The sequence below is a fragment of the Gilliamella sp. X-57 genome (genome assembly GCF_057063565.1).
The window spans coordinates 66,300-86,079 of the sequence record NZ_JBXSQI010000010.1; the positions used below are offsets into that span (position 1 = coordinate 66,300).

Annotated in this window: 15 protein-coding genes and 1 tRNA gene; 10 read left to right on the top strand and 6 right to left on the bottom strand. The window is 35.4% G+C overall.

Translation table 11 applies throughout. From position 1 onward, the window contains the following. The first annotated feature begins 241 nt into the window (after nt 1-241). From ACYIAL_RS06130 to tkt, 5 genes are all read left to right on the top strand, one after another. Nucleotides 242-484, top strand: coding sequence for a FeoA family protein (locus tag ACYIAL_RS06130; protein ID WP_174797217.1), 243 nt, complete (start codon nt 242-244; stop codon nt 482-484). Further along, on the top strand, nt 481-2,805 hold the full coding sequence (gene feoB, locus ACYIAL_RS06135) for a Fe(2+) transporter permease subunit FeoB (protein WP_483751223.1): 2,325 nt from the start codon (nt 481-483) through the stop codon (nt 2,803-2,805). The genes ACYIAL_RS06130 and feoB overlap by 4 nt, the downstream gene beginning before the upstream one ends. A gap of 71 nt (nt 2,806-2,876) precedes the next feature. After that, the gene (locus ACYIAL_RS06140) at nt 2,877-3,119 is read left to right on the top strand and encodes a FeoC-like transcriptional regulator (protein ID WP_483751224.1); all 243 of its coding nucleotides are present in this window, start codon (nt 2,877-2,879) and stop codon (nt 3,117-3,119) included. A gap of 339 nt (nt 3,120-3,458) precedes the next feature. Then, nucleotides 3,459-4,409 carry a transaldolase gene (gene tal / locus ACYIAL_RS06145; RefSeq protein WP_174797214.1) on the top strand — a complete coding sequence of 317 codons (951 nt, stop codon included), beginning with the start codon at nt 3,459-3,461 and terminating at the stop codon, nt 4,407-4,409. Between the two features lie 138 nt (nt 4,410-4,547). Further along, nucleotides 4,548-6,554, top strand: a complete 2,007-nt coding sequence (tkt, locus tag ACYIAL_RS06150; RefSeq protein ID WP_174797213.1) for a transketolase — start codon at nt 4,548-4,550, stop codon at nt 6,552-6,554. A 73-nt stretch (nt 6,555-6,627) separates the two neighbouring features. On the opposite strand, the gene ACYIAL_RS06155 is transcribed toward tkt, so the two are convergent. From ACYIAL_RS06155 to ACYIAL_RS06170, 4 genes are all read right to left on the bottom strand, one after another. Continuing rightward, nucleotides 6,628-8,202, bottom strand: coding sequence for a phosphoethanolamine transferase (locus tag ACYIAL_RS06155; protein WP_174797212.1), 1,575 nt, complete (start codon nt 8,200-8,202; stop codon nt 6,628-6,630). A 374-nt stretch (nt 8,203-8,576) separates the two neighbouring features. After that, entirely contained in the window at nt 8,577-9,965 is a 1,389-nt protein-coding gene (locus ACYIAL_RS06160) for an MATE family efflux transporter (protein ID WP_174797211.1), read from the bottom strand. An 8-nt stretch (nt 9,966-9,973) separates the two neighbouring features. Next, on the bottom strand, nt 9,974-11,290 hold the full coding sequence (gene rimO, locus ACYIAL_RS06165; RefSeq protein ID WP_174797210.1) for a 30S ribosomal protein S12 methylthiotransferase RimO: 1,317 nt from the start codon (nt 11,288-11,290) through the stop codon (nt 9,974-9,976). A gap of 320 nt (nt 11,291-11,610) precedes the next feature. Beyond that, a complete protein-coding gene (locus ACYIAL_RS06170) occupies nt 11,611-12,537 on the bottom strand; it encodes a siderophore ABC transporter substrate-binding protein (protein WP_174797209.1) in 927 nt (308 codons plus the stop codon). Between the two features lie 168 nt (nt 12,538-12,705). On the opposite strand from ACYIAL_RS06170, the gene ACYIAL_RS06175 reads away from it, so the two are divergent. The 4 genes from ACYIAL_RS06175 (at nt 12,706) to ACYIAL_RS06190 (ending at nt 16,643) form a co-directional block, all read left to right on the top strand. Next, entirely contained in the window at nt 12,706-14,676 is a 1,971-nt protein-coding gene (locus tag ACYIAL_RS06175) for a TonB-dependent receptor domain-containing protein (RefSeq protein ID WP_483751225.1), read from the top strand. Nucleotides 14,677-15,494: 818 nt separating this feature from the next. Then, entirely contained in the window at nt 15,495-15,938 is a 444-nt protein-coding gene (locus tag ACYIAL_RS06180; RefSeq protein WP_342354071.1) for an endonuclease, read from the top strand. Continuing rightward, the gene (locus ACYIAL_RS06185; protein WP_174797206.1) at nt 15,935-16,249 is read left to right on the top strand and encodes a hypothetical protein; all 315 of its coding nucleotides are present in this window, start codon (nt 15,935-15,937) and stop codon (nt 16,247-16,249) included. The genes ACYIAL_RS06180 and ACYIAL_RS06185 overlap by 4 nt, the downstream gene beginning before the upstream one ends. 121 nt (nt 16,250-16,370) lie before the next feature. Continuing rightward, a complete protein-coding gene (locus ACYIAL_RS06190) occupies nt 16,371-16,643 on the top strand; it encodes a hypothetical protein (protein ID WP_483751226.1) in 273 nt (90 codons plus the stop codon). Nucleotides 16,644-16,657: 14 nt separating this feature from the next. On the opposite strand, the gene ACYIAL_RS06195 is transcribed toward ACYIAL_RS06190, so the two are convergent. Then, nucleotides 16,658-16,734, bottom strand: a tRNA-Val gene (locus ACYIAL_RS06195). Nucleotides 16,735-17,015: 281 nt separating this feature from the next. On the opposite strand from ACYIAL_RS06195, the gene recQ reads away from it, so the two are divergent. Continuing rightward, nucleotides 17,016-18,845 (top strand): DNA helicase RecQ, encoded by a 1,830-nt coding sequence (recQ, locus tag ACYIAL_RS06200; RefSeq protein WP_174797204.1) that lies wholly within the window; start codon nt 17,016-17,018, stop codon nt 18,843-18,845. A gap of 436 nt (nt 18,846-19,281) precedes the next feature. On the opposite strand, the gene ACYIAL_RS06205 is transcribed toward recQ, so the two are convergent. Next, on the bottom strand, nt 19,282-19,731 hold the full coding sequence (locus ACYIAL_RS06205) for a helix-turn-helix transcriptional regulator (protein ID WP_174797203.1): 450 nt from the start codon (nt 19,729-19,731) through the stop codon (nt 19,282-19,284). Nucleotides 19,732-19,780: the final 49 nt, after the last annotated feature.

Here is a 19,780-nt window from a genome sequence, read left to right on the forward strand (position 1 = left end):
CTTTTAAAACAATTGAAAACTATTGTTACGATTTATTTTATAGATATAAAAGGGCAAAACCAAATGAGTTTTGTTTTTCTATGATTTTAATATTTTTTGCGATTTTTTACGTGTTATTTGTTGTTATTGAGAATAATTCGCATTTTTACACTAAAAATAATTTTGATTATTTTTTAAGATATGCATCTTTGATTTAATACGATTACTTTTATCAATACTATCGTTATTTTTAGGAAGCACAATGTCATCTTTAACCCTTAATCAGTTACCTTTAGGGCGCGAGGCGGTGATTACTCGATTATTACCTGAATCGTTACCCTTTCGTCGAAAGTTGCTTGCAATGGGCATTACGCCGGGTTGTAAGGTTTTGGCTGTGCGCGTTGCGCCACTTGGCGATCCGATTGAAATTAAAATGCGTGGATTTGCGCTTTGCTTACGTCGTAAAGAAGCACAAGCCATTGAAGTGATGGAGGTTAGTGCGTGAAGATAGCATTAATTGGTAACCCTAATAGTGGTAAGACAACGTTATTTAATATACTAACGGGTTCAAAACAGCGAGTAGGAAACTGGCCGGGCGTGACTGTTGAACGTAAAACCGGTATGTTCACTTATCATCATACACAATATGAAGTTATCGATTTGCCTGGTACGTATTCAATTGAGCCTGATCTGCTTAGTGTTTCGCAAGATGAGCTTATTGCGCGCCAATTCGTGCTGTCCGAAAGTGAATGCGTGATTATTAATATTATTGATGCAACTAATTTGCAACGTAGTTTGTATTTAACTTGTCAGTTGATTGATTTACAAGTACCGATGATTGTTGTGTTAAATATGAGCGATGCAGTTAAAGCCATGGGCGAACAGATTAATGTTGATCTGTTGTCAACTTTGCTGGGTTGTCCTGTGGTGGCAATATCATCTCGTCAAAAAACCGGCTTGCAGGGCTTTTATCAACAAATCGAAAACATGGTAATGCATCCATATGCAGCACAGCCATCGATTGATTTGCTTGGCGAGGATCAGCAAGCGGTGATTCATGGTTATATTTGCGATCTGCCTGAAGATAGTGTTGTGCGCCAATTTAATCGCTGGCAATTGATAGATGCCTTATTAGATGATTCGCGCTATCACTTATCACAACGTGAAACCAAAATGTTAGCGGACTGCCGCTTGTCGCTTGCAAAGTGGTGTGATAATGAAATCGATGTGGCACTTGCTAGCGCCCGTTATGACACGATTGATGTAATTTGTAAAAAAGTCATTGAGAAGCCGCGTGAGCTTAGCCGTCGGTTTTCTGATAGGTTAGATAATATTGCGTTAGGGCGTATTACTGGAATCCCGTTCTTTTTGTTAGCTATGTATGCCATGTTTATGGTGGCGATTAATTTTGGTGCGGTGTTTATTGATTTTTTTGATGTGCTTTGTGGCACTATTTTTGTTAATGGCACAACCGAGCTACTTCATGCCATCAATGCTCCAAATTGGATTACAGCTATTTTAGCCAATGGTATTGGTCGTGGCATTCAAACTGTTTCAACGTTTATTCCTGTTATTGGGGCGATGTTTTTTTGTTTGTCGTTTCTAGAGGATTCTGGTTATTTGGCACGCGCAGCAATGGTAATCGATCGGCTAATGCGCAGTATCGGGTTGCCGGGTAAAGCGTTTGTGCCAATGCTAGTGGGATTTGGCTGCGGTGTGCCAGCCATTATGGGCACGCGAACGCTTGAAAGTACACGTGATCGCATTATGTCCATTTGTATGATCCCTTTTATGTCATGTGGAGCAAGGTTGCCGGTTTATGCATTATTTGCGGTGATATTCTTCCCTAAAAACTCCTCTATAGTGGTGTTTGCTTTATATTTGCTAGGCATTGCAGTGGCAATGGTGACGGGATTTGTGCTCAAATTCACTTTATTAAAAGGTTCGCTCACACCATTTATTATGGAAATGCCTGTGTATCGTATTCCGACTTTAAGTAATCTAATTAGTTTGACTTGGCAGCGCTTAACGTCATTTATTTTTAGAGCAGGTAAAGCCATTGTGTTGATGGTAACGGTATTAAGTGTGCTTAACTCATGGGGGAGTGATGGTTCGTTTAAGCAAGAAAGTTCACAAAACTCTGTGCTTTCTGTTGTTAGTCAAAAAATCACTCCTGCATTTGCACCGATGGGGATTAAACACGATAATTGGCCAGCAACAGTTGGTATTTTTACTGGTATTTTTGCTAAAGAATCGGTAATTGCAACTCTCAATTCGCTTTATTCTATCGATGATGATAACGAGCAAGACGAACCATTTAGTTTGTCACAAGGGATTTTAGAGGCGCTAGCAACCATTCCAAAAAATCTGGCAAGTTTGTCGAATGCTGTTTTAGATCCATTAGGATTTAATACTGCTTCACAAGATATGGATTCACTAAAGACTGATTTAGAGGTGGATTCGACAACAATTTCACAAATTAAAAATGGGTTTAGTTCACCTTCGGCTGCGATGAGTTATTTAATTTTTATTTTACTTTATACTCCTTGTGCTGCGGCGTTGGGTGCTGTTTATCGCGAAGCTGGTTTTAAGTGGATGGTGTTTGTGGCAATTTGGACTTTTACCGTTGCGTGGCTTACGGCAACCATTTATTATCAATTTACGTTGCTTGGGCATTCGCCTGTAGCCGTTTGGTGGCTGTTTGGGTGCAGTGCATTTATTATTATAGTGGTACTGTTTATGCGTACTTTAGGGCGATATTCGTCTTTTAATCAATCAACAGCGCCAAATTCATCCCACTGTAAAAAATCATCGTGCTGTCAGTAAATAAATGGCTGGCTAATTTGTAAAATATAAATAGAGGAAAAGTATGCAGGGATCACCCTGCCACTTTGGTTATGGCTATGTTAATAACATCAATTCGTGATTATGTACAATTAAAAGGTCGTGCACCATTGCAAGATATTGCTAGACACTTTCACCTACCTGAAAGCGCAACTGAGCAGATGTTACGGTTTTGGATCAAAAAAGGCGTGATAAAATTGCTAGCGCAAGATCAGCCATTGGCTTGCCAAGCTAACCAGTGTCGTTCTTGTACAAGTTGTGGTTTAACTAGTCAACTTGAATATGTTTGGGTTTAATCAGTTAAATCATGGTTTAGGGAATTTTTAAATCTGCAAATTTTTTTGTTAAGTATTTTGTCGATTTAAAGAGCGATTAATGCAAATTAACCCTAATTTGATTTTGTGATTTAATTCACATAATTGAATTTATTTATACGATAAAAATAGCAGGCATGACTAATATTAATAAGTAATAATGTTACGGTAAAGCCTGATTCTGCCTTTTTTATTTGCATTTTACAGCGCTTTTTTGCCCACAGCCAAGATCAATCATCATCCAGTGACAAAGTCGTTTTATTATTGAATAAATGTTATTATACTTTCATTATAATAACACGCTGTATGAGGATAAAAAGTATGAGTCAATTAGATGAGTTTAAAAAATTAACTGTGGTGGTAGCTGATACGGGGGATATCGATTCGATTAAGCAGTTTTCCCCCGAAGATGCAACAACGAATCCCTCTCTTGTTTTGAAAGCAGCGCAACTCCCTCAATATCGCAATTTAATTGATTCTGCAGTGCAAACCGCTAAAAAATTAGGTGGTAGTAAAGAACAGCAGTTAGTTAATGCGTGTGATCAAGTTGCGGTGAATATTGGTGCCGAGATTTTAAAAACCGTTCCAGGGCGAATTTCGACCGAAGTTGATGCGCGTTTGTCCTTTGATAAACAAGGTTGTATTGAAAAAGCGCGTAAAATCATTGCACTTTATCAGGAAAAGGGCATTGATAAGTCTCGTATTTTAATTAAAATTGCGTCAACGTGGGAAGGCATTAAAGCGGCTGAAGTGCTTGAAAAAGAAGGTATTAACTGTAATTTAACGTTATTATTTTCGTTCGCGCAAGCGCGTGCATGTGCTGAAGTCAATGCCTTTTTAATTTCGCCATTTGTAGGGCGTATTTATGATTGGTATCAAGCTAAAAAACCAATCAATCCTTATGTGGCTGATGAAGATCCGGGCGTTGTTTCTGTACGTAATATTTTTAATTATTATAAACAACATGGTTATAAAACTATTGTCATGGGTGCAAGCTTCCGTAAAGTCGATCAAATCTTGGCGTTAGCTGGTTGTGATAGGTTAACGATTTCGCCCAATTTACTTGCCGAAATGCAACAATCAAATGTGCCTGTTGTGCAAAAACTTAATCCAAATCAATCTGTGGTTGAGCGCCCTGCGCCAATGACCGAAGCTGAATTTAGATGGCAACATAATAGTGATGCTATGGCAGTTGAAAAATTAGCCGAAGGCATTCGCGCATTTGCCGTTGATCAAGGAAAATTAGAAGATATGATTGGCGCACTGCTATAATCATTTACACATGATAGGGGAGTTAGCTCCCCATTTTTATACTAATTTTTGTTAATTTAACTAACTATTTTGCAAGTGATATCAACCTTGCAGGCATTAACAAATTTTCACTCAAAAAATTTTTTTGGAGATTATAATATGAATGCAACCACACTATCTCACCGCGATCTGGCGAATGCGATAAGGGCATTGAGCATGGATGGCGTACAGAAAGCAAAATCAGGGCACCCTGGTGCGCCTATGGGTATGGCGGATATGGCTGAAGTGCTTTGGCGTGGCTTTTTAAAACATAATCCAAATAACCCTAAATGGGCCGATCGCGATCGTTTTATTTTATCAAATGGTCATGCTTCTATGTTGATCTATAGTTTATTACATTTAACTGGTTATGACGTGACCATTGATGATCTAAAAAACTTTCGTCAGTTGCATTCAAAAACCGCAGGACACCCTGAATATGGTTATGTGCCGGGTGTTGAAACAACAACCGGACCACTAGGTCAAGGTATTGCTAATGCTGTTGGTATGGCTATTGCCGAAAGAACGTTAGCTGCACAATTTAATAAACTTGATCATACTATTGTTGATCACCATACTTATGTGTTTATGGGTGATGGTTGTATGATGGAGGGGATTTCGCATGAAGTGTGTTCGTTAGCAGGTACTCTTAAATTAGGTAAACTTATTGCGTTTTATGATGATAATGGTATTTCAATCGATGGTGAAGTCGAAGGTTGGTTTACTGATGATACCGCAAAACGTTTTGAAGCTTACGGCTGGCATGTTATCCGTAGTATTGATGGTCATGATGCTAAAGCGTTAAAAGAAGCCATCGAGCAAGCGCAGGCGGTAACCGATAAACCATCATTATTAATGTGTAAAACGGTGATTGGTTTTGGATCGCCAAATAAAGCCGGTAGCCATGAAAGCCATGGTGCACCATTAGGCGATGCCGAAATTGAAGCAACACGTAAGGCTCTTGGTTGGAATTATCCTGCTTTTGAAATTCCTAAAGATTACTATGATGCTTGGAATGCTAAAACTAAAGGTGAGCAGATCGAAGATGAATGGAATGTTCGTTTTGATGCTTATGCTAAGGCTTATCCTGAATTAGCCAAAGAATTTAAGCGTCGTGTTAATGGTGATTTGCCGGAAAATTGGTCACAAATTGCTAACGATGTGGTGAATAAACTCCAAGCAAATCCAGCAGCAATTGCTACCCGTAAAGCATCACAAAATGCTATTGAAGCTTTTGCTCCAGCTTTACCAGAGTTTTTAGGTGGTTCGGCTGATTTAGCGCCAAGTAATTTAACCATGTGGTCAGGATCTAAAGAGATATTAGCTAATGCGGATGGTAATTATATCCATTATGGTGTGCGTGAGTTTGGTATGTCCGCTATTATGAATGGTATTGCGTTACATGGTGGATTTATTCCTTATGGGGCGACATTCTTAATGTTTATGGAATATGCACGTAATGCCATTCGAATGGCGGCATTAATGAAAATTCGTGCTTTATTTGTCTATACTCATGATTCAATTGGCTTGGGTGAAGATGGACCAACGCATCAACCTGTTGAACAAATGGCAAGCTTACGTGTTACGCCAAATGTGAGTACTTGGCGACCGTGCGATCAAGTCGAATCAGCTATTGCGTGGCAATATGCGATAGAACGTAAAGACGGTCCAACAGCGTTGATTTTTTCACGACAAAATCTTAAACAACAAGACCGCACTGCTCATCAATTAGCTGATGTGTATCGCGGTGGTTATATCTTAAATGATTGCATAGGTACACCTGATTTAATTATTATTGCGACGGGTTCAGAAGTTGAGCTTGCTGTTGAAGCTTATCAACAATTGACTCAAGCAGGTAAAAAAGTGCGGGTGGTGTCAATGCCATCAACCGATGCGTTTGATAAACAAGATCAGGGGTATAAAGAGTCAGTATTGCCATCGTCAGTAACAGCTCGCCTTGCCATTGAAGCAGGTATTAGCGATTATTGGTATAAATATGTTGGCCTTAACGGCAAAGTGATTGGTATGACAAGCTTCGGCGAATCAGGTCCAGCGGATCAATTGTTTAAAGAGTTTGGTTTTACTGTTGAAAATGTGCTTGCGCAAGCAAATAGCTTGTTGAAATAGTTAATTTATTACATTAAAAAAACGCCATCAGCAAAAGTGTTGATGGCGTTTTTTGTTATTTAAATAATGGGTATTAATTAAAAGGATTTGGGTCATTTTTTAATTTATTAAATTGATATAATTTATTGTTATCCCAATCTTTTACTTTGATATTCTGTTGTTCGGGTATCTGAGCAAGCTCATTTTGCATATAATCATGTTTCACATCTAGTTTAACCCCCATCCAGTTGCTTAACAAATAAACTAGTTGGAATCCCGATATCTGTTTATTAATTTTTTGTTGGGAGGATTTATCTGAATCAAAAAAGATAAAAGGAACTCGATAGCTATCTTGGTAGTTTGGATTGTGTCTTAAATCATTGTATTGATCTGCATGTGCAAGTCCATGATCGGCAAAGTAAACGACTGAATAATCTTGCTTGTATTTTTCTAACTTATTGATTGTTTCCGCAATAAGATCGTCTGTTTCTTTAATGCTACTAACATAACATGATATGTTTTTGTTATTCAGATCAAACTGCACTTTAAATTCTAATCGCCTACAAAAGTGGGGATGAGAGCCAATTAGATGCATAACAATAAGTTTTGGTTTACTATCTTCTGTCGATAAAATATTGTCTAATTCAGGTAATAATAAGGTATCATGTTTTCCTCTTGATGATTTGCCATTATATTCGCCTTTTTTGGTATAAAAAGAATGCTTTGCATAAGCGGCAATACGGGGTACGGTAATTTCAATTGCGCCTAATTTGCCTTGATTTGAAAGCCAATAGGTTTCAAATCCAGCATCATTAGCAATGCTTACAATATTATTATTGAGTTGAGCATTCACCTTTTTGTCGACTGAAAAGATCGATTGGCTAATGAGGTGTGGAATTGATGCCTGAGTATTTGGGGCTGGTGCAATCAATCCATCCCAAATAACACTGGCATGAGTGCGGGTAAATGGTGTATTGTCATATTTAAAACCATAAGCACTCATATAGTCTTTTCGAACGCTTTCACCAATGATAATAACATAGGTTTTATGCTTTGGGTTAACCGATACAATTGGTATGTTATTGGTTTGTTCAATCTGTTTAAGTTGTTGTTCTTTTTCAGTTAAATATAGTTTACTACTTTCATAAAATCCAATACAGAACTCTAAAATAGGATATTTGATATTACTAAAAAAAGAATAAGCTATTGAACTGAAAGTGTCTGGATGATGTCGAAGAATAGTTTTTATTGGTTTATAAAAAGTTAATCCTAATACAAAAATAATTAAATAGCGGTTGTTTATTTTAGGGAACGGAAACTTTTTAAATAAGATAATAAAAGATACCGCCAAGAATAGCGGAACAAAATAGAAATAACTAGGCAGTTGTGAACAAAACTCTGTCATTTCATCAATATCTGTTTCAGCAATAGAACTAATCACGGCAACATTGGGTGAACCATAATAAAATCCTACCGGTGAATAGAGTGCTGCTATGACAAACCATATGCCAAAAAAGATTCGGAAAAAAGTAAATCGCGCCAAAAAGATAAGAGAAAAGTAAGTTAGAAATATGCGATCAAATCTTTGAGGGAAACCTAATAAATAAACCAACAGAATAGAAAGACAAATATACACGCCGTGTAAAAATAGATTTTCTTTTTTTATCATTATAGTAACTATATTAATTATATCAAATTTAGGTTTCAAAGATTATAAATTTATTCAAATTTTAAGCAATGTTTTTTTATTTAATTAAATATTTAATTTAAGTATTAATTAATGATCATTTAATAGAAGTATTATTACACAAGGCGATGCTTATTTTAGTGATAAAACTGATTGGGTATAGATAACGGCGACGAGAAAACGAAGAAGTTTCTTTATTAGTGGGCTGCTAGAATAGCAGATAAAACCGCGACTTGTCCATAATCATTCAAGGATTAACCCATTTTTCAGCTTGATTATTCAAGATTCCATACTAGACTATGAATCAAAATATGGTTAACCCTTTTTATAGTATTGAAGGTCTTATATAAATAATGTTATTTTGATGCCTGTTCTAAAATAACCTCCACGGGTTGTTTTTGGATGTAGAGCATTCTTGCTATTAATAGTAAAGCGGCAACAGCAAGTCCTGATATAATACCTATCCAAAAACCAGCTGCACCAATTGGCTCAATGATTAGGTTGGTTAATCCTAAAACATAGCCAACAGGCAGTCCAACTATCCAATAAGAAAGTAGGGTGATAAAAAAGATGCTTTGGGTATCTTTGTAACCTCGTAGTACGTTACTTGCTACTACTTGTAAATAATCTGATGCTTGATAAATAGCCAATAATATAATAAGCTGCATACAGATAGCCATGACGGCGGTTTCTTTAGTGAATAGAGCCACAATCGGTGTTTTAAAAATAACTAAGATTAGCGCAACAATAATCGCGATGGCTAAGGATATGGCTAAACTAATATAAGCGGTTTGTTTGGCTAAAGCTGGTTTTTTTTTGCCCAGTAAATAACCAACACGAATACTGGTTGCAACACCAAGAGATAATGGAATAGCAAAGGTTAAACTGCTGATAGTGAATATAATTTGATGTGCAGCAACGGTTATTTGACCTAATGGGGCAATTAATAATGCAATCACAGCAAATAAGCTCATTTCAAAAAAGTAAGCGAGCGCAAGAGGAGTGCCAAGCACAATAATTTTTTTGATTATGCCAAAATCAACTAGTTTGGTGATCGGTGTTTGACGAATATCGCGTTGGCTTGCGCTAGTAAGTGTATATAAACGTATTAATATAAACATGAGCCAAAAAATGATTGCCGCTGTAATGCCACAGCCGACTCCACCAAAAGCAGGTAAGCCTAATTTTCCATAGATTAAAACATAGTTAATTGGAATGTTGGCAAGAAGGGCAATGAATATGATCACCATCGCTGGTTTGGTATTTGATAGTCCTTCACATTGATTTCGGTAGACCAAAAAGAGTAAAAAAGCAGGTACACCCCACATTATGGCGCGTAAAAATGAGACGGCAACGTCAACCATTTCGGGATCGATAGGGTGATCAGCTGAGCTTCTTAAGTTAATGACTTTGTCAGAATGGTATAGAAACAACATCATTAATATTGATAATATGAGCGCTATTACTACACCTTGACGGGTTTGATCAGCAACTTGCTCACGTTTAGCTGCACCATTTAAGTTTGAAATAATTGGTGTTAATACCGTTAACAAACCTTGTCCAAATAAAATCGTGGGCAACCAAATTGACACTGCAATAGCCACACCAGATAGGGCTGTTTTGCTATAATTCCCTGCCATAATGGTATCGACAAATGTAATTGCTGTTTGTGATATTTGTGCAATAAGTACAGGAACCGCTAATTTAACGAGATTTTTTATTTCGTGTTTATAATGTTGTTTCATTGTTTTTATTACCTTTTAACTGTTCCCCATAGGTCGTATTCATCGGAATGTTCAATGTTAACTTGAACAATATCACCTATATTGACTTGGTTTTCTTCGTTTAAATAAACAACACCGTCGATTTCAGGGGCATCAGCCATGCTGCGACCTATTGCGCCTTCGTCATCAATTTCGTCAATAATGACAGCTAGTGTTTTGCCTATTTTGGCTTGTAATTTTTGTGTTGAGATTTTTTGCTGTAATTGCATAAAACGATCAAAACGTTCTTGTTTGATTGTTTCTGGAATTTGGTTTGCCAGTTCATTCGCAACAGCTCCCTCTACTGGGCTGTATGGGAAACAGCCAACTCGATCTAATTGTGCTTGTGACAAAAAATCAAGCAGTAGTTCAAAATCCTGATCGGTTTCGCCAGGATATCCAACTATAAACGTTGAACGTAATGTAATATCTGGGCAGATTTCGCGCCATTTGTGAATACGTTCTAAGGTTCTTTCAATTGAACCGGGGCGTTTCATTGATTTTAAAATAGTTGGGCTTGCGTGTTGTAATGGCACATCTAAATAAGGCAAAATTTTGCCATCAGCCATTAATGGAATTAGATTATCAACACTTGGATAAGGATACATATAATGCAATCTGACCCAAATTCCTAAATTTGATAGTTGTTCACACAGTGTTTGGATATCAGTTTTTAATGGCATTCCATTCCAGAAATTGGTGCGATTTTTGATGTCGATACCGTAAGCCGAAGTATCTTGGGCAATGACTAATAACTCTTTAACGCCACTATCTGCTAAGCGTTTTGCTTCATCTAAAACATTACCAATTGGTCGGCTAACCATATCTCCACGCAAAGAGGGAATAATACAGAATGTGCAGCGGTGATTGCAGCCTTCAGAAATTTTAAGATAAGCGTAATGTTTTGGCGTTAATTTAACGCCCTGACTCGGGATTAAACTGGTAAAAGGGTTGTACTCAGGTTTAGGGGCATATTTATTCACATGACTTAAAACCGCTTCGTAGCTATGCGGGCCAGATATTTCAAGTACTTTGGGGTGTACCGTTCTAATTTGATCTTCTTTGGCTCCAAGGCAGCCAGTTACAATGACTTTTCCATTTTCGTTTAGTGCTTCGCCGATTGCTTCAAGCGATTCTTGAACTGCACTGTCAATAAATCCACAAGTGTTAACAATGACTAGATCAGCATTGTCATAGCTAGGTACGACTTGATAACCTTGTGTGCGTAGTTCAGTTAAAATTCGCTCAGAGTCAACTAAGTTTTTAGGACAACCAAGGCTTACAAATCCAATTGTAGGGGGTGACATATTCATAGTATTTATAATAGTGTTTAATATTTAAAGAGGTATTGTTTGAGAATTAATAAACTATATTTGTTAATTATCATTTGCAAATAAAAATAACGTCGACATTTTATCATATTTCATCATAGTTAATACACTGATTTTCTAATTTGAAATTTCTATCAACAATGCTTCGGATATCTATTATTTATCACTCGGAACGTAATCTGTTTGCTTGAATAAGAAAGCTTATTGGTTGAGTGCTATAGAACAATAAAATAAAGCCTTTATTTTTAATAAAGGCTTTTAAAAAATAGGAAGTTAAACTTGCTAATCAAACATTATTATTTTAGTGCATTTATCACTTCGTCAATTTGACGATTTATGCTTTCTGCGCCACCACCCGACAAATACCAAAGATCAGGGGTTAAATAGACAACTTGTGTTTTATTTTTGTTTAGAATGTGTTGCGAAAAATAGTGTTCAGCCATACCTTGTTTGCCGATTGCTTTACTACGATCAACAACAAAGATAATATCCGGCTTCACCGATTTAATGTAATTATCATCAACAAAAATTGGTTTTGGTTTGCCTATGGCGTTATTTGTAGGCATAACGGTGAGTGATACCGCTCGTTTAACGTTTAGTACGTCATGAATCAGTGCCGCACTTGAACTTAAATTGATAAGAATCATCTTTCCATCATTATGAATAGCAACGATAGCCTTTTTAGCACTGGCTTGGGCTAAAGTTTGGGCATCTTGAATTTTTTTATCTAATGACTGGATAATATTTTCCGCTTTGTTTTCAGTGCCTGTGATATTTGCCAATACTTGGATATGATTTTTGGTCGATTCAACGTAATTTTTGGCGTCAACACTTAAATTAATGACAGGGGCAATTTTAGATAAATCTTCGGCTTTACTTGCCTGACGTCCATCAATAACAATCAAATCAGGCTTAACCTGCTTGATAGTTTCAATATTGGGTTCTTTCATATTGCCCGTATCGGTAATCGAGGAGTTATTATATTGTTGCAAGTAAGATGGGATAACTGACAGTGGGGTGGCTACAACTATTGAGCCTTTACCTAATGCATCTAATGTATCTAATGCGCCGTAGTTCATTACCACTACTTTTTTAGGCGCTTTAGGGACGACCACCGTTTGGCTATCAGTGGTGACACTCATTGTTGATGATGATTGGCAGCCGGTTAAACCTAATACAATCGCCGCAATACTACTTAAAAGTAACTTTTTTTTCTTGTTCATATCAATTTTTCCACATTATTGTAAATGATAATAATTATTATTCAATAAATGAAAATTGTCTAGATCTAAATAATTTTTTATAAAGATATTGATAATCATTCTCATATGGTGTAGTGTTTTATAGAATATAAACTATAAATATCATTATAAATAATGGGGTTATAAGAAATGAGCGCAAAAAAGAGGTTTAAATTGGCAAAACATGTCATCAATACGGGCATTTTGTTGTCATTATCAAGTACTGCGATAGCTGCTAGCAATGCAGATACCGACACTATGGTTGTTACTGCATCAGGGTTTTCTCAGCAAGTAAAAGAAGCACCAGCAACCATTTCGGTTATTACACCTAAAGAGATCGAAAATAAACCTTATCGCGATGTTACTGATGCGCTAAAAGATATTCCAGGTGTAAATATCACAGGGGGTGGGGATTCTACTGATATTAGTATTCGCGGTATGGATGCTAAATATACCTTAATATTAGTGGATGGTAAAAAAATTAGCACTCGTGAAACCAGACCAAACAGTGATAATTCCGGATTTGAGCAAGGTTGGTTACCACCATTAACAGCAATTGAACGTATTGAGGTTGTGCGTGGTCCTATGTCCTCATTGTATGGTTCTGATGCAATGGGGGGCGTTATTAATATTATTACCAAAAAAGTGTCAAATAAATGGCAAAGTGGTTTGCGTCTAGAGTCGGTTATTCCTTATCGTTCAAAAGAAAAAGATACCTACACGGGCAGCTTTTCAACCATAGGACCGATTATTGATGATATTTTAGGTATTCAACTGTACGGACAGTATTCAAAACGTCATGAAGATGAATTTCTTAGTGGTCATGCTGGGCAAAAATTACGCAGTTTAAATGGTAAATTATCGTTAAATGCCACAGATACGCAAAAATTTGATCTCGATTTTGGACGAGCTTTACAAAATAGTAACGCAACGGCGGGCAAAACAAGAGATAGATCTAGAACTAACTTTAATCGAGATAATCAGCGCAACACATTTGCTTTAACGCATACTGGCTTATTTGGTGATGTGTCAACGACCTCATTTGTCGCTTATGAAGGTAATAATAATCCTGAAAGAAAAATGAAGATTCGAAATACGGATGTAGATACGCGTGTTACTATTCCTTTTAGTATTAATATGCTGACTTTAGGTGGGAAATATACTTATCAAGAGCTGCACGATAAAGGAAATCAATTAAAAACCACATTATCTAAAATTGATCGTTGGAATTATGCGCTATTTGGTGAAGATGAATTACGTATTTTAGAAAATTGGAGTTTAACATTAGGGTTACGTTACAACAAAGACGAAAATTATGGTAGCAACTGGAACCCTAGGGTTTACAGTGTTTGGAATATTGATGATAACTTTACCTTAAAAGGTGGTTATTCAACGGGTTATGCGACTCCACAATTACGTTACGTTGTAACTGATTGGGGGCAAGTTACTGGAGGCGGATATTCCGATGGGGTAATTATTGGAAATCCAAATTTAAAACCAGAAAAATCAAATAATTTTGAAATTGGTATAGGCTATACCAATGATTATGGTATCGATGCTTCGGCAACCGCATTTTACACAAAATATAAAGATAAAATTCAATCCTATTATATTTGTGATCGTAAAAGTGGCAGCAAATGTTTGTTAAAGGGTTATAGTAAAAAGTTTGACTTTATACAAGGTCGTGAAAATGTGGGTAAAGCTGATCTTAAAGGTCTTGAGTTCTCATTTAAAACACCTTTATTTACTGATTTCTTATTAAGTTCTAACTATTCTTGGACAAAAACAGAACAAAAAAGTGGTCAATATAAAGGACGAGCTTTAAATAGAACGCCTAAACAAAAATTCAACACCCAACTCGATTGGTATGCCACACAGCAATGGGATTTATGGGCTAAGATGGCCTATTATGGTATGGAATCATCAAATAATCGTAATGGCACAAAAGTTGACTATCCAGGCTATACTTTCTGGGATATAGGGGCATCTTATCAAGTTCATAAACAAGCTAAAATTTATGCTGGTGTTTATAACTTATTTGATAAAGATGTTTCTAATGAAGATTTTGGTAAAACCTTAGAAGGTAGGCGCTATTTTGTTGGTACCGAAATTAACTTCTAATTAACCAAAATTTCGGTTTAGTTTATTATTCTAGGCAGCTTTAATATAGCTGCCTTTTTTAGAAAAAAATCCATTAATTTATGCATTTAGTCACTAAAAAATTACCTGTATAAGGCATTCATTTTATTTTTTATTTTTTGTTTTTGATAAAAATAATCTGTATCAATCATGAGTTGAGTTTGTGATATATCTAGGCCTTTACTTACTTGCTCAATTAATGCGATATTGTCAATGGGTTGTTTTAAATCTTCTACTGCAATCCCCGTTTTGAGGCGTTTCAGTTACTGATTTTACTATAAATCACCTTGATTGATTAAATATCTGTTAATATATTTAAAACTAGAGGTGGGTGCGCCCCACCTTTGATTGGTTAATAGACTGGTAATGATATCAATATTATAAACAAGAGAATTAAGCGTATGTTTATTCTTTTACTCTTTTAAGTCCTCATTGAAAGCTGAGGGTTTGTTTTATCAAGTTCCTTGCTGATGGTTGCTGTTGCATGATGCTCTACTATAAAAGTCGATGTTTTTAACATATTAAATTTTTACAGTTATTGGATTTATTTTAAATGTATTTTATGGGAAAAATAGCTATCTTACTTTTATTTACTCCGTTATTGGTTTATTCTGCACGGAACTTTAATTCAGCTAAAACACATTTAACTAAATTATATAAATTAAACCCTAATCAAACTACATGTTATTGTGGATGAGAATTTTAGTGGATAGATAAAAAAGTGTTGTTAATTTTGACAAATGTGGATACCAGACAAGAAAAATCAGGCTAGAGCTGACCGCATTGAGTGAGAACATGTTATATCTGCAGAAAATTTTGGTAGATACCTAACATGCCGGCAAGCAAGTGGACATAAAACGTGTAAAAAAGATGCTACTTTCAATCAAATTGAAAGGGATATGCGTAACTTTCAAGCGGCTATTGGTGAAGTGAATGGCTATAGGTCTAATTATCGTTATTCGCTATCCACTAAAGAATTTAATCAGTATGGGAAGTGTAAAAATGCTGTGGATTTTAAGGCTTGTATATTCCAGCCACGTGACGAAATTCGTGAGATGATAACACGTACATATCTTTACATGTCTGATAAATATAAAATCAATTTATCTAATCAAGAAAAGAAGCAAATGATGTTTTGGAATAAAATGTATGCACCTGAAAATTTGGAGTGCAAACGTCATGCGCATATAGCAAAAGTGCAGGGTAATGATAACAAGTTTGTTACTGGGTGGTGTCCACAATGAAAAAATTAATCGTATTATTTTTAATTGTTTTTTGGTCGGAAATTGTAGATGCGGTGGTAATCCATAATATAACATATCGTGGTTCAGATCCTGATGCAATTAGGTTGATCGGTGGTGTATCTTTTTTTGCTTTGATTTGTATCTGCTTTATTATGGCCAATTTTCTATTAGAAGAGAGTGATAAACCAAAGGATGAGCAAGATAAATTAAAGCAAAATAGAGTTCGTTCTAGCAAAAAAAACAAACCAGTGAATGAGAAATTCAAGAAATACGAAATATACACTTCTAAGAATTTTAAAAAGAAAAAATGAAGCCACTTAACTGTGTTTTTTTGACCAGATTTTGAGTAATTCACTCAATATCAAATCGACAGCAATGCTATATACACATCTACATAATAAACAATATTAGGCTAAAGAGAGATTTAAATTTATGAAAAAATTAGGTAAGTCAACAGGTAGAATGTTATTTAACTGGAAACGAGTTAAGTCAAGTATTGAAAATAAGGCCAATTCCTTTCACCAAAATAAAACTCAAATTTTAAGCAAAAAATCATTCATAAAAATCGCTGATTTTATTGAAATTTTTTCATGTGTAAATTCGTTTATTTTGAAATTGTTAGCATTTAAAGGGTTATTTAATGGTATCCATTTTACCCTACTAATAAAATCTAAACTTAAGGTAATCACTTTAAAGGCTTTTTAGATAAGGCTTTAGGATGGTACGCCCGGGTGGACTCGAACCACTGACCCCCACCATGTCAAGGTGATGCTCTAACCAACTGAGCTACGGGCGTATATTTGAAACACGCAAATATTAGCTGGCAAATTGATTTGTAGCAAGTAAAAAAATAAAAAAATAGCTGTTTTTTTAATCTTTCGAACTGAATAGGTTGTAAAATAAACATTATTTGCTTGCGATTTAAATAAAATCATCATATTTGAATCAAAAAATCTTTTCTAAAAAATTTTTTATTATTGGGAGCAATTGTAAATTTATATAAATTCGTGGTGGTTTGTTTAAATTAATTTAGCTATACTCGCTATCTCAAGTTAGGCTCTGCATGTTTAGGTTGGTATGTCGATAAAAGATCAGATTGAAGATGTTTTGCAAAATGTTTTTGGTTACAAGTCATTTAGAAATCAACAAAGAGAAATTATTGAATCTATTATCGATGGACGTGATACTTTAATAATTATTCCTACAGGCGGCGGTAAATCTTTATGTTATCAAATTCCCTCAGTATTATTGCCGGGAACCGCAATTATTGTCTCTCCTTTAATTTCTTTAATGAAAGATCAGGTTGATCAGTTATTAGCCAATGGTATTTCTGCCGCCTATCTTAATGCCTCACTATCATCGACCGAGCAACAAGAAGTTATCAAAAAATATTTGGATCACTCCATAAAACTGTTATATGTTTCTCCTGAACGATTAGCATTACAGGCTTTTTCTACATTAATTGATGAATATCCACCTTCTTTAATTGCTATTGATGAGGCGCATTGTATTTCACAATGGGGACATGATTTTAGACCTGATTATCGTCAATTAGGTCAACTTTCAACTCGTTTTCCTAAAGTACCCATTGTTGCATTAACCGCAACTGCCGATAAAATGACGCAGACTGATATTATTCATCAATTAAATTTGGTTGATCCATTAGTAATAGTGCGAAGTTTTGATCGGCCAAATATTCGTTATACGGTGGTCGAAAAATTTAATCAAACTGAGCAGGTTGTTTCGTTTATTGAAACACAAAAAGGCAATAGTGGCATTATTTATTGTTCAAGTCGTTCAAGAGTGGAAGATATGACCACTAGACTTGCTGCACGAGGGTTTTCCGTTAAAGCTTATCATGCTGGGCTGTCTAATAATGAGCGCCAACAAGCACAGGAAGATTTTTTAAAAGACAATGTACAAATTATTGTAGCAACGGTTGCATTTGGTATGGGGATTAATAAACCCAATGTGCGTTTTGTTGTTCATGCAGACTGCCCTCGAACGATTGAAGCTTATTATCAAGAAACGGGGCGAGCAGGGCGTGATGGCTTACCTGCTGAAGCGATGCTACTGTTTAATAGTAAAGATCTTAATTGGTATCAGCAACAAGTTATTGAAAAAAGAGAAGGGCAACATAAACAGGTTGAATTGCAAAAGATTGATGCAATGGAAGCTTTTGGGCAAAGTTTGACTTGTCGGCGCATTGTGTTGCTTAATTATTTTGGTGAACAGCGGGAAGAACCTTGTAATAACTGTGATGTTTGTTTGTATCCTCCTGAACTTTATGATGGCTTAATTGATGCACAAAAAGTTTTATCCTGTGTTTATCGCGTTGAACAACGTTATGGAGCGCAATATATTGTCGATGTTTTACGTGGCTCTGGGCGCTCTCAAATTAAAGATAATGGTCATGATAAATTATCTGTTTATGGCATTGGTAAGCAAAATTCATCTGGCTATTGGCTCAGCGTTATTAGACAGCTGGTTTATTTGGGATATTTAAATCAAAATATATCAACTTATACCACTCTGCAATTAACACAAAAAGCACGTTTAATTCTTCGGGGAGAAACATCATTATCATTGGCCAAACCTCGTTTAGAAATTGTTAAGAAAAGCCGTATAAATCGTTACGCTAGAGCAATTAATTTAACAACTATTCTAGCTTACGAAGAACGAATTTTATTTAATAATCTTAAACGATTGCGTAAAGATATTGCCGATGCCGAAGATATTCCTCCCTATATTGTTTTTAGTGATGCGACATTGCTTGAAATGGTTCAAACTAAACCAGAAAGTAAAAAGCAGCTCATTAATATTACTGGTGTAGGTAAAATCAAATTGGAAAAATATGGTAATTTGTTCTTAGATGAAATAAATCAATTTATGATAAAAAATATGTAATTCATAGGAATAGCTTTTATAGTTGTTTGATTGATAAGATGGTTATTTCCCGTTTTAACCAATAGTGTTGTGCCTTCTCAATTAATCGCCAAACGGTATAGAATCCTGAATATTTTTTACAAAAAATATAACCTAAAAAGTGAATGTTTAGCTTAATTTATCTTCAGTAGATTTTAGATGGTTAATATCATAACAGATAGTTTTATAACGTTATTTGTTAGTGGTTAAAGGGACAAATAGCTTCAATTAGAATTTCTTTAGCTTTTTATAAATGGCCGGATGACTGACCATAAAACGATTTAGCTAAATCGATAGTGGTCATTTTTGCTTATAATATAAACGCCCTGCATCTTGTGGGGGATGGGGCGTTAACTTTGCTTTTTTATAATATTCATTACGTAGATTCTTAAATTACTGTAAAAAACGCGAGTAATTTCTACATATAAGTTTGTAAAAGTATATATTTTCCTAATAACTCACTAAAAAACAAATGTGTATTATTATCAATGACAACGCAAGGCATTACAATAGCATTTCTTTTAGATAAAAATTTATTTTTATTTTGTCGTAATATTTCTAAAGCTGTTTGTTCGTTAATTAAACTATCGATATCAGGGCTGTTCAAACTTTCTTCATTAGTAATTTCGATTTTATTTAAGTTTTTATTATAAAAACAATTAAGCCTTGGTCTGTTAAACAACCACTCTTTAATTTCTTCATAAATAAAACACATCTTTTTTCCAACTTCAATTGGTTTTGGTAATTGAAGTGTTTCATCTTTAAGCCACATATATATCGTCGACTCATTACAACCTAAAGCTGTTGCTAGTTGTTCAATACTAATTGTTTGCGGTGTTTCTGTAAAACTTGATAATATTTTACTCATATAAATGCTCCAAAAACAAAAAATAATGGATCTTAATGATATTACAATA

Bases quoted from the DNA above. Each gene is read 5' to 3' on its own strand.
- recQ (WP_174797204.1), top strand. From the start codon at position 17,016: ATGTCGATAAAAGATCAGATTGAAGATGTTTTGCAAAATGTTTTTGGT.
- rimO (WP_174797210.1), bottom strand. From the start codon at position 11,290: ATGTCACCCCCTACAATTGGATTTGTAAGCCTTGGTTGTCCTAAAAAC.
- ACYIAL_RS06190 (WP_483751226.1), top strand. From the start codon at position 16,371: ATGAAAAAATTAGGTAAGTCAACAGGTAGAATGTTATTTAACTGGAAA.
- ACYIAL_RS06155 (WP_174797212.1), bottom strand. From the start codon at position 8,202: ATGATAAAAAAAGAAAATCTATTTTTACACGGCGTGTATATTTGTCTT.
- ACYIAL_RS06130 (WP_174797217.1), top strand. From the start codon at position 242: ATGTCATCTTTAACCCTTAATCAGTTACCTTTAGGGCGCGAGGCGGTG.
- tal (WP_174797214.1), top strand. From the start codon at position 3,459: ATGAGTCAATTAGATGAGTTTAAAAAATTAACTGTGGTGGTAGCTGAT.
- ACYIAL_RS06185 (WP_174797206.1), top strand. From the start codon at position 15,935: ATGAAAAAATTAATCGTATTATTTTTAATTGTTTTTTGGTCGGAAATT.
- tkt (WP_174797213.1), top strand. From the start codon at position 4,548: ATGAATGCAACCACACTATCTCACCGCGATCTGGCGAATGCGATAAGG.
- ACYIAL_RS06205 (WP_174797203.1), bottom strand. From the start codon at position 19,731: ATGAGTAAAATATTATCAAGTTTTACAGAAACACCGCAAACAATTAGT.
- ACYIAL_RS06170 (WP_174797209.1), bottom strand. From the start codon at position 12,537: ATGAACAAGAAAAAAAAGTTACTTTTAAGTAGTATTGCGGCGATTGTA.
- ACYIAL_RS06140 (WP_483751224.1), top strand. From the start codon at position 2,877: ATGGCTATGTTAATAACATCAATTCGTGATTATGTACAATTAAAAGGT.
- ACYIAL_RS06160 (WP_174797211.1), bottom strand. From the start codon at position 9,965: ATGAAACAACATTATAAACACGAAATAAAAAATCTCGTTAAATTAGCG.
- ACYIAL_RS06175 (WP_483751225.1), top strand. From the start codon at position 12,706: ATGAGCGCAAAAAAGAGGTTTAAATTGGCAAAACATGTCATCAATACG.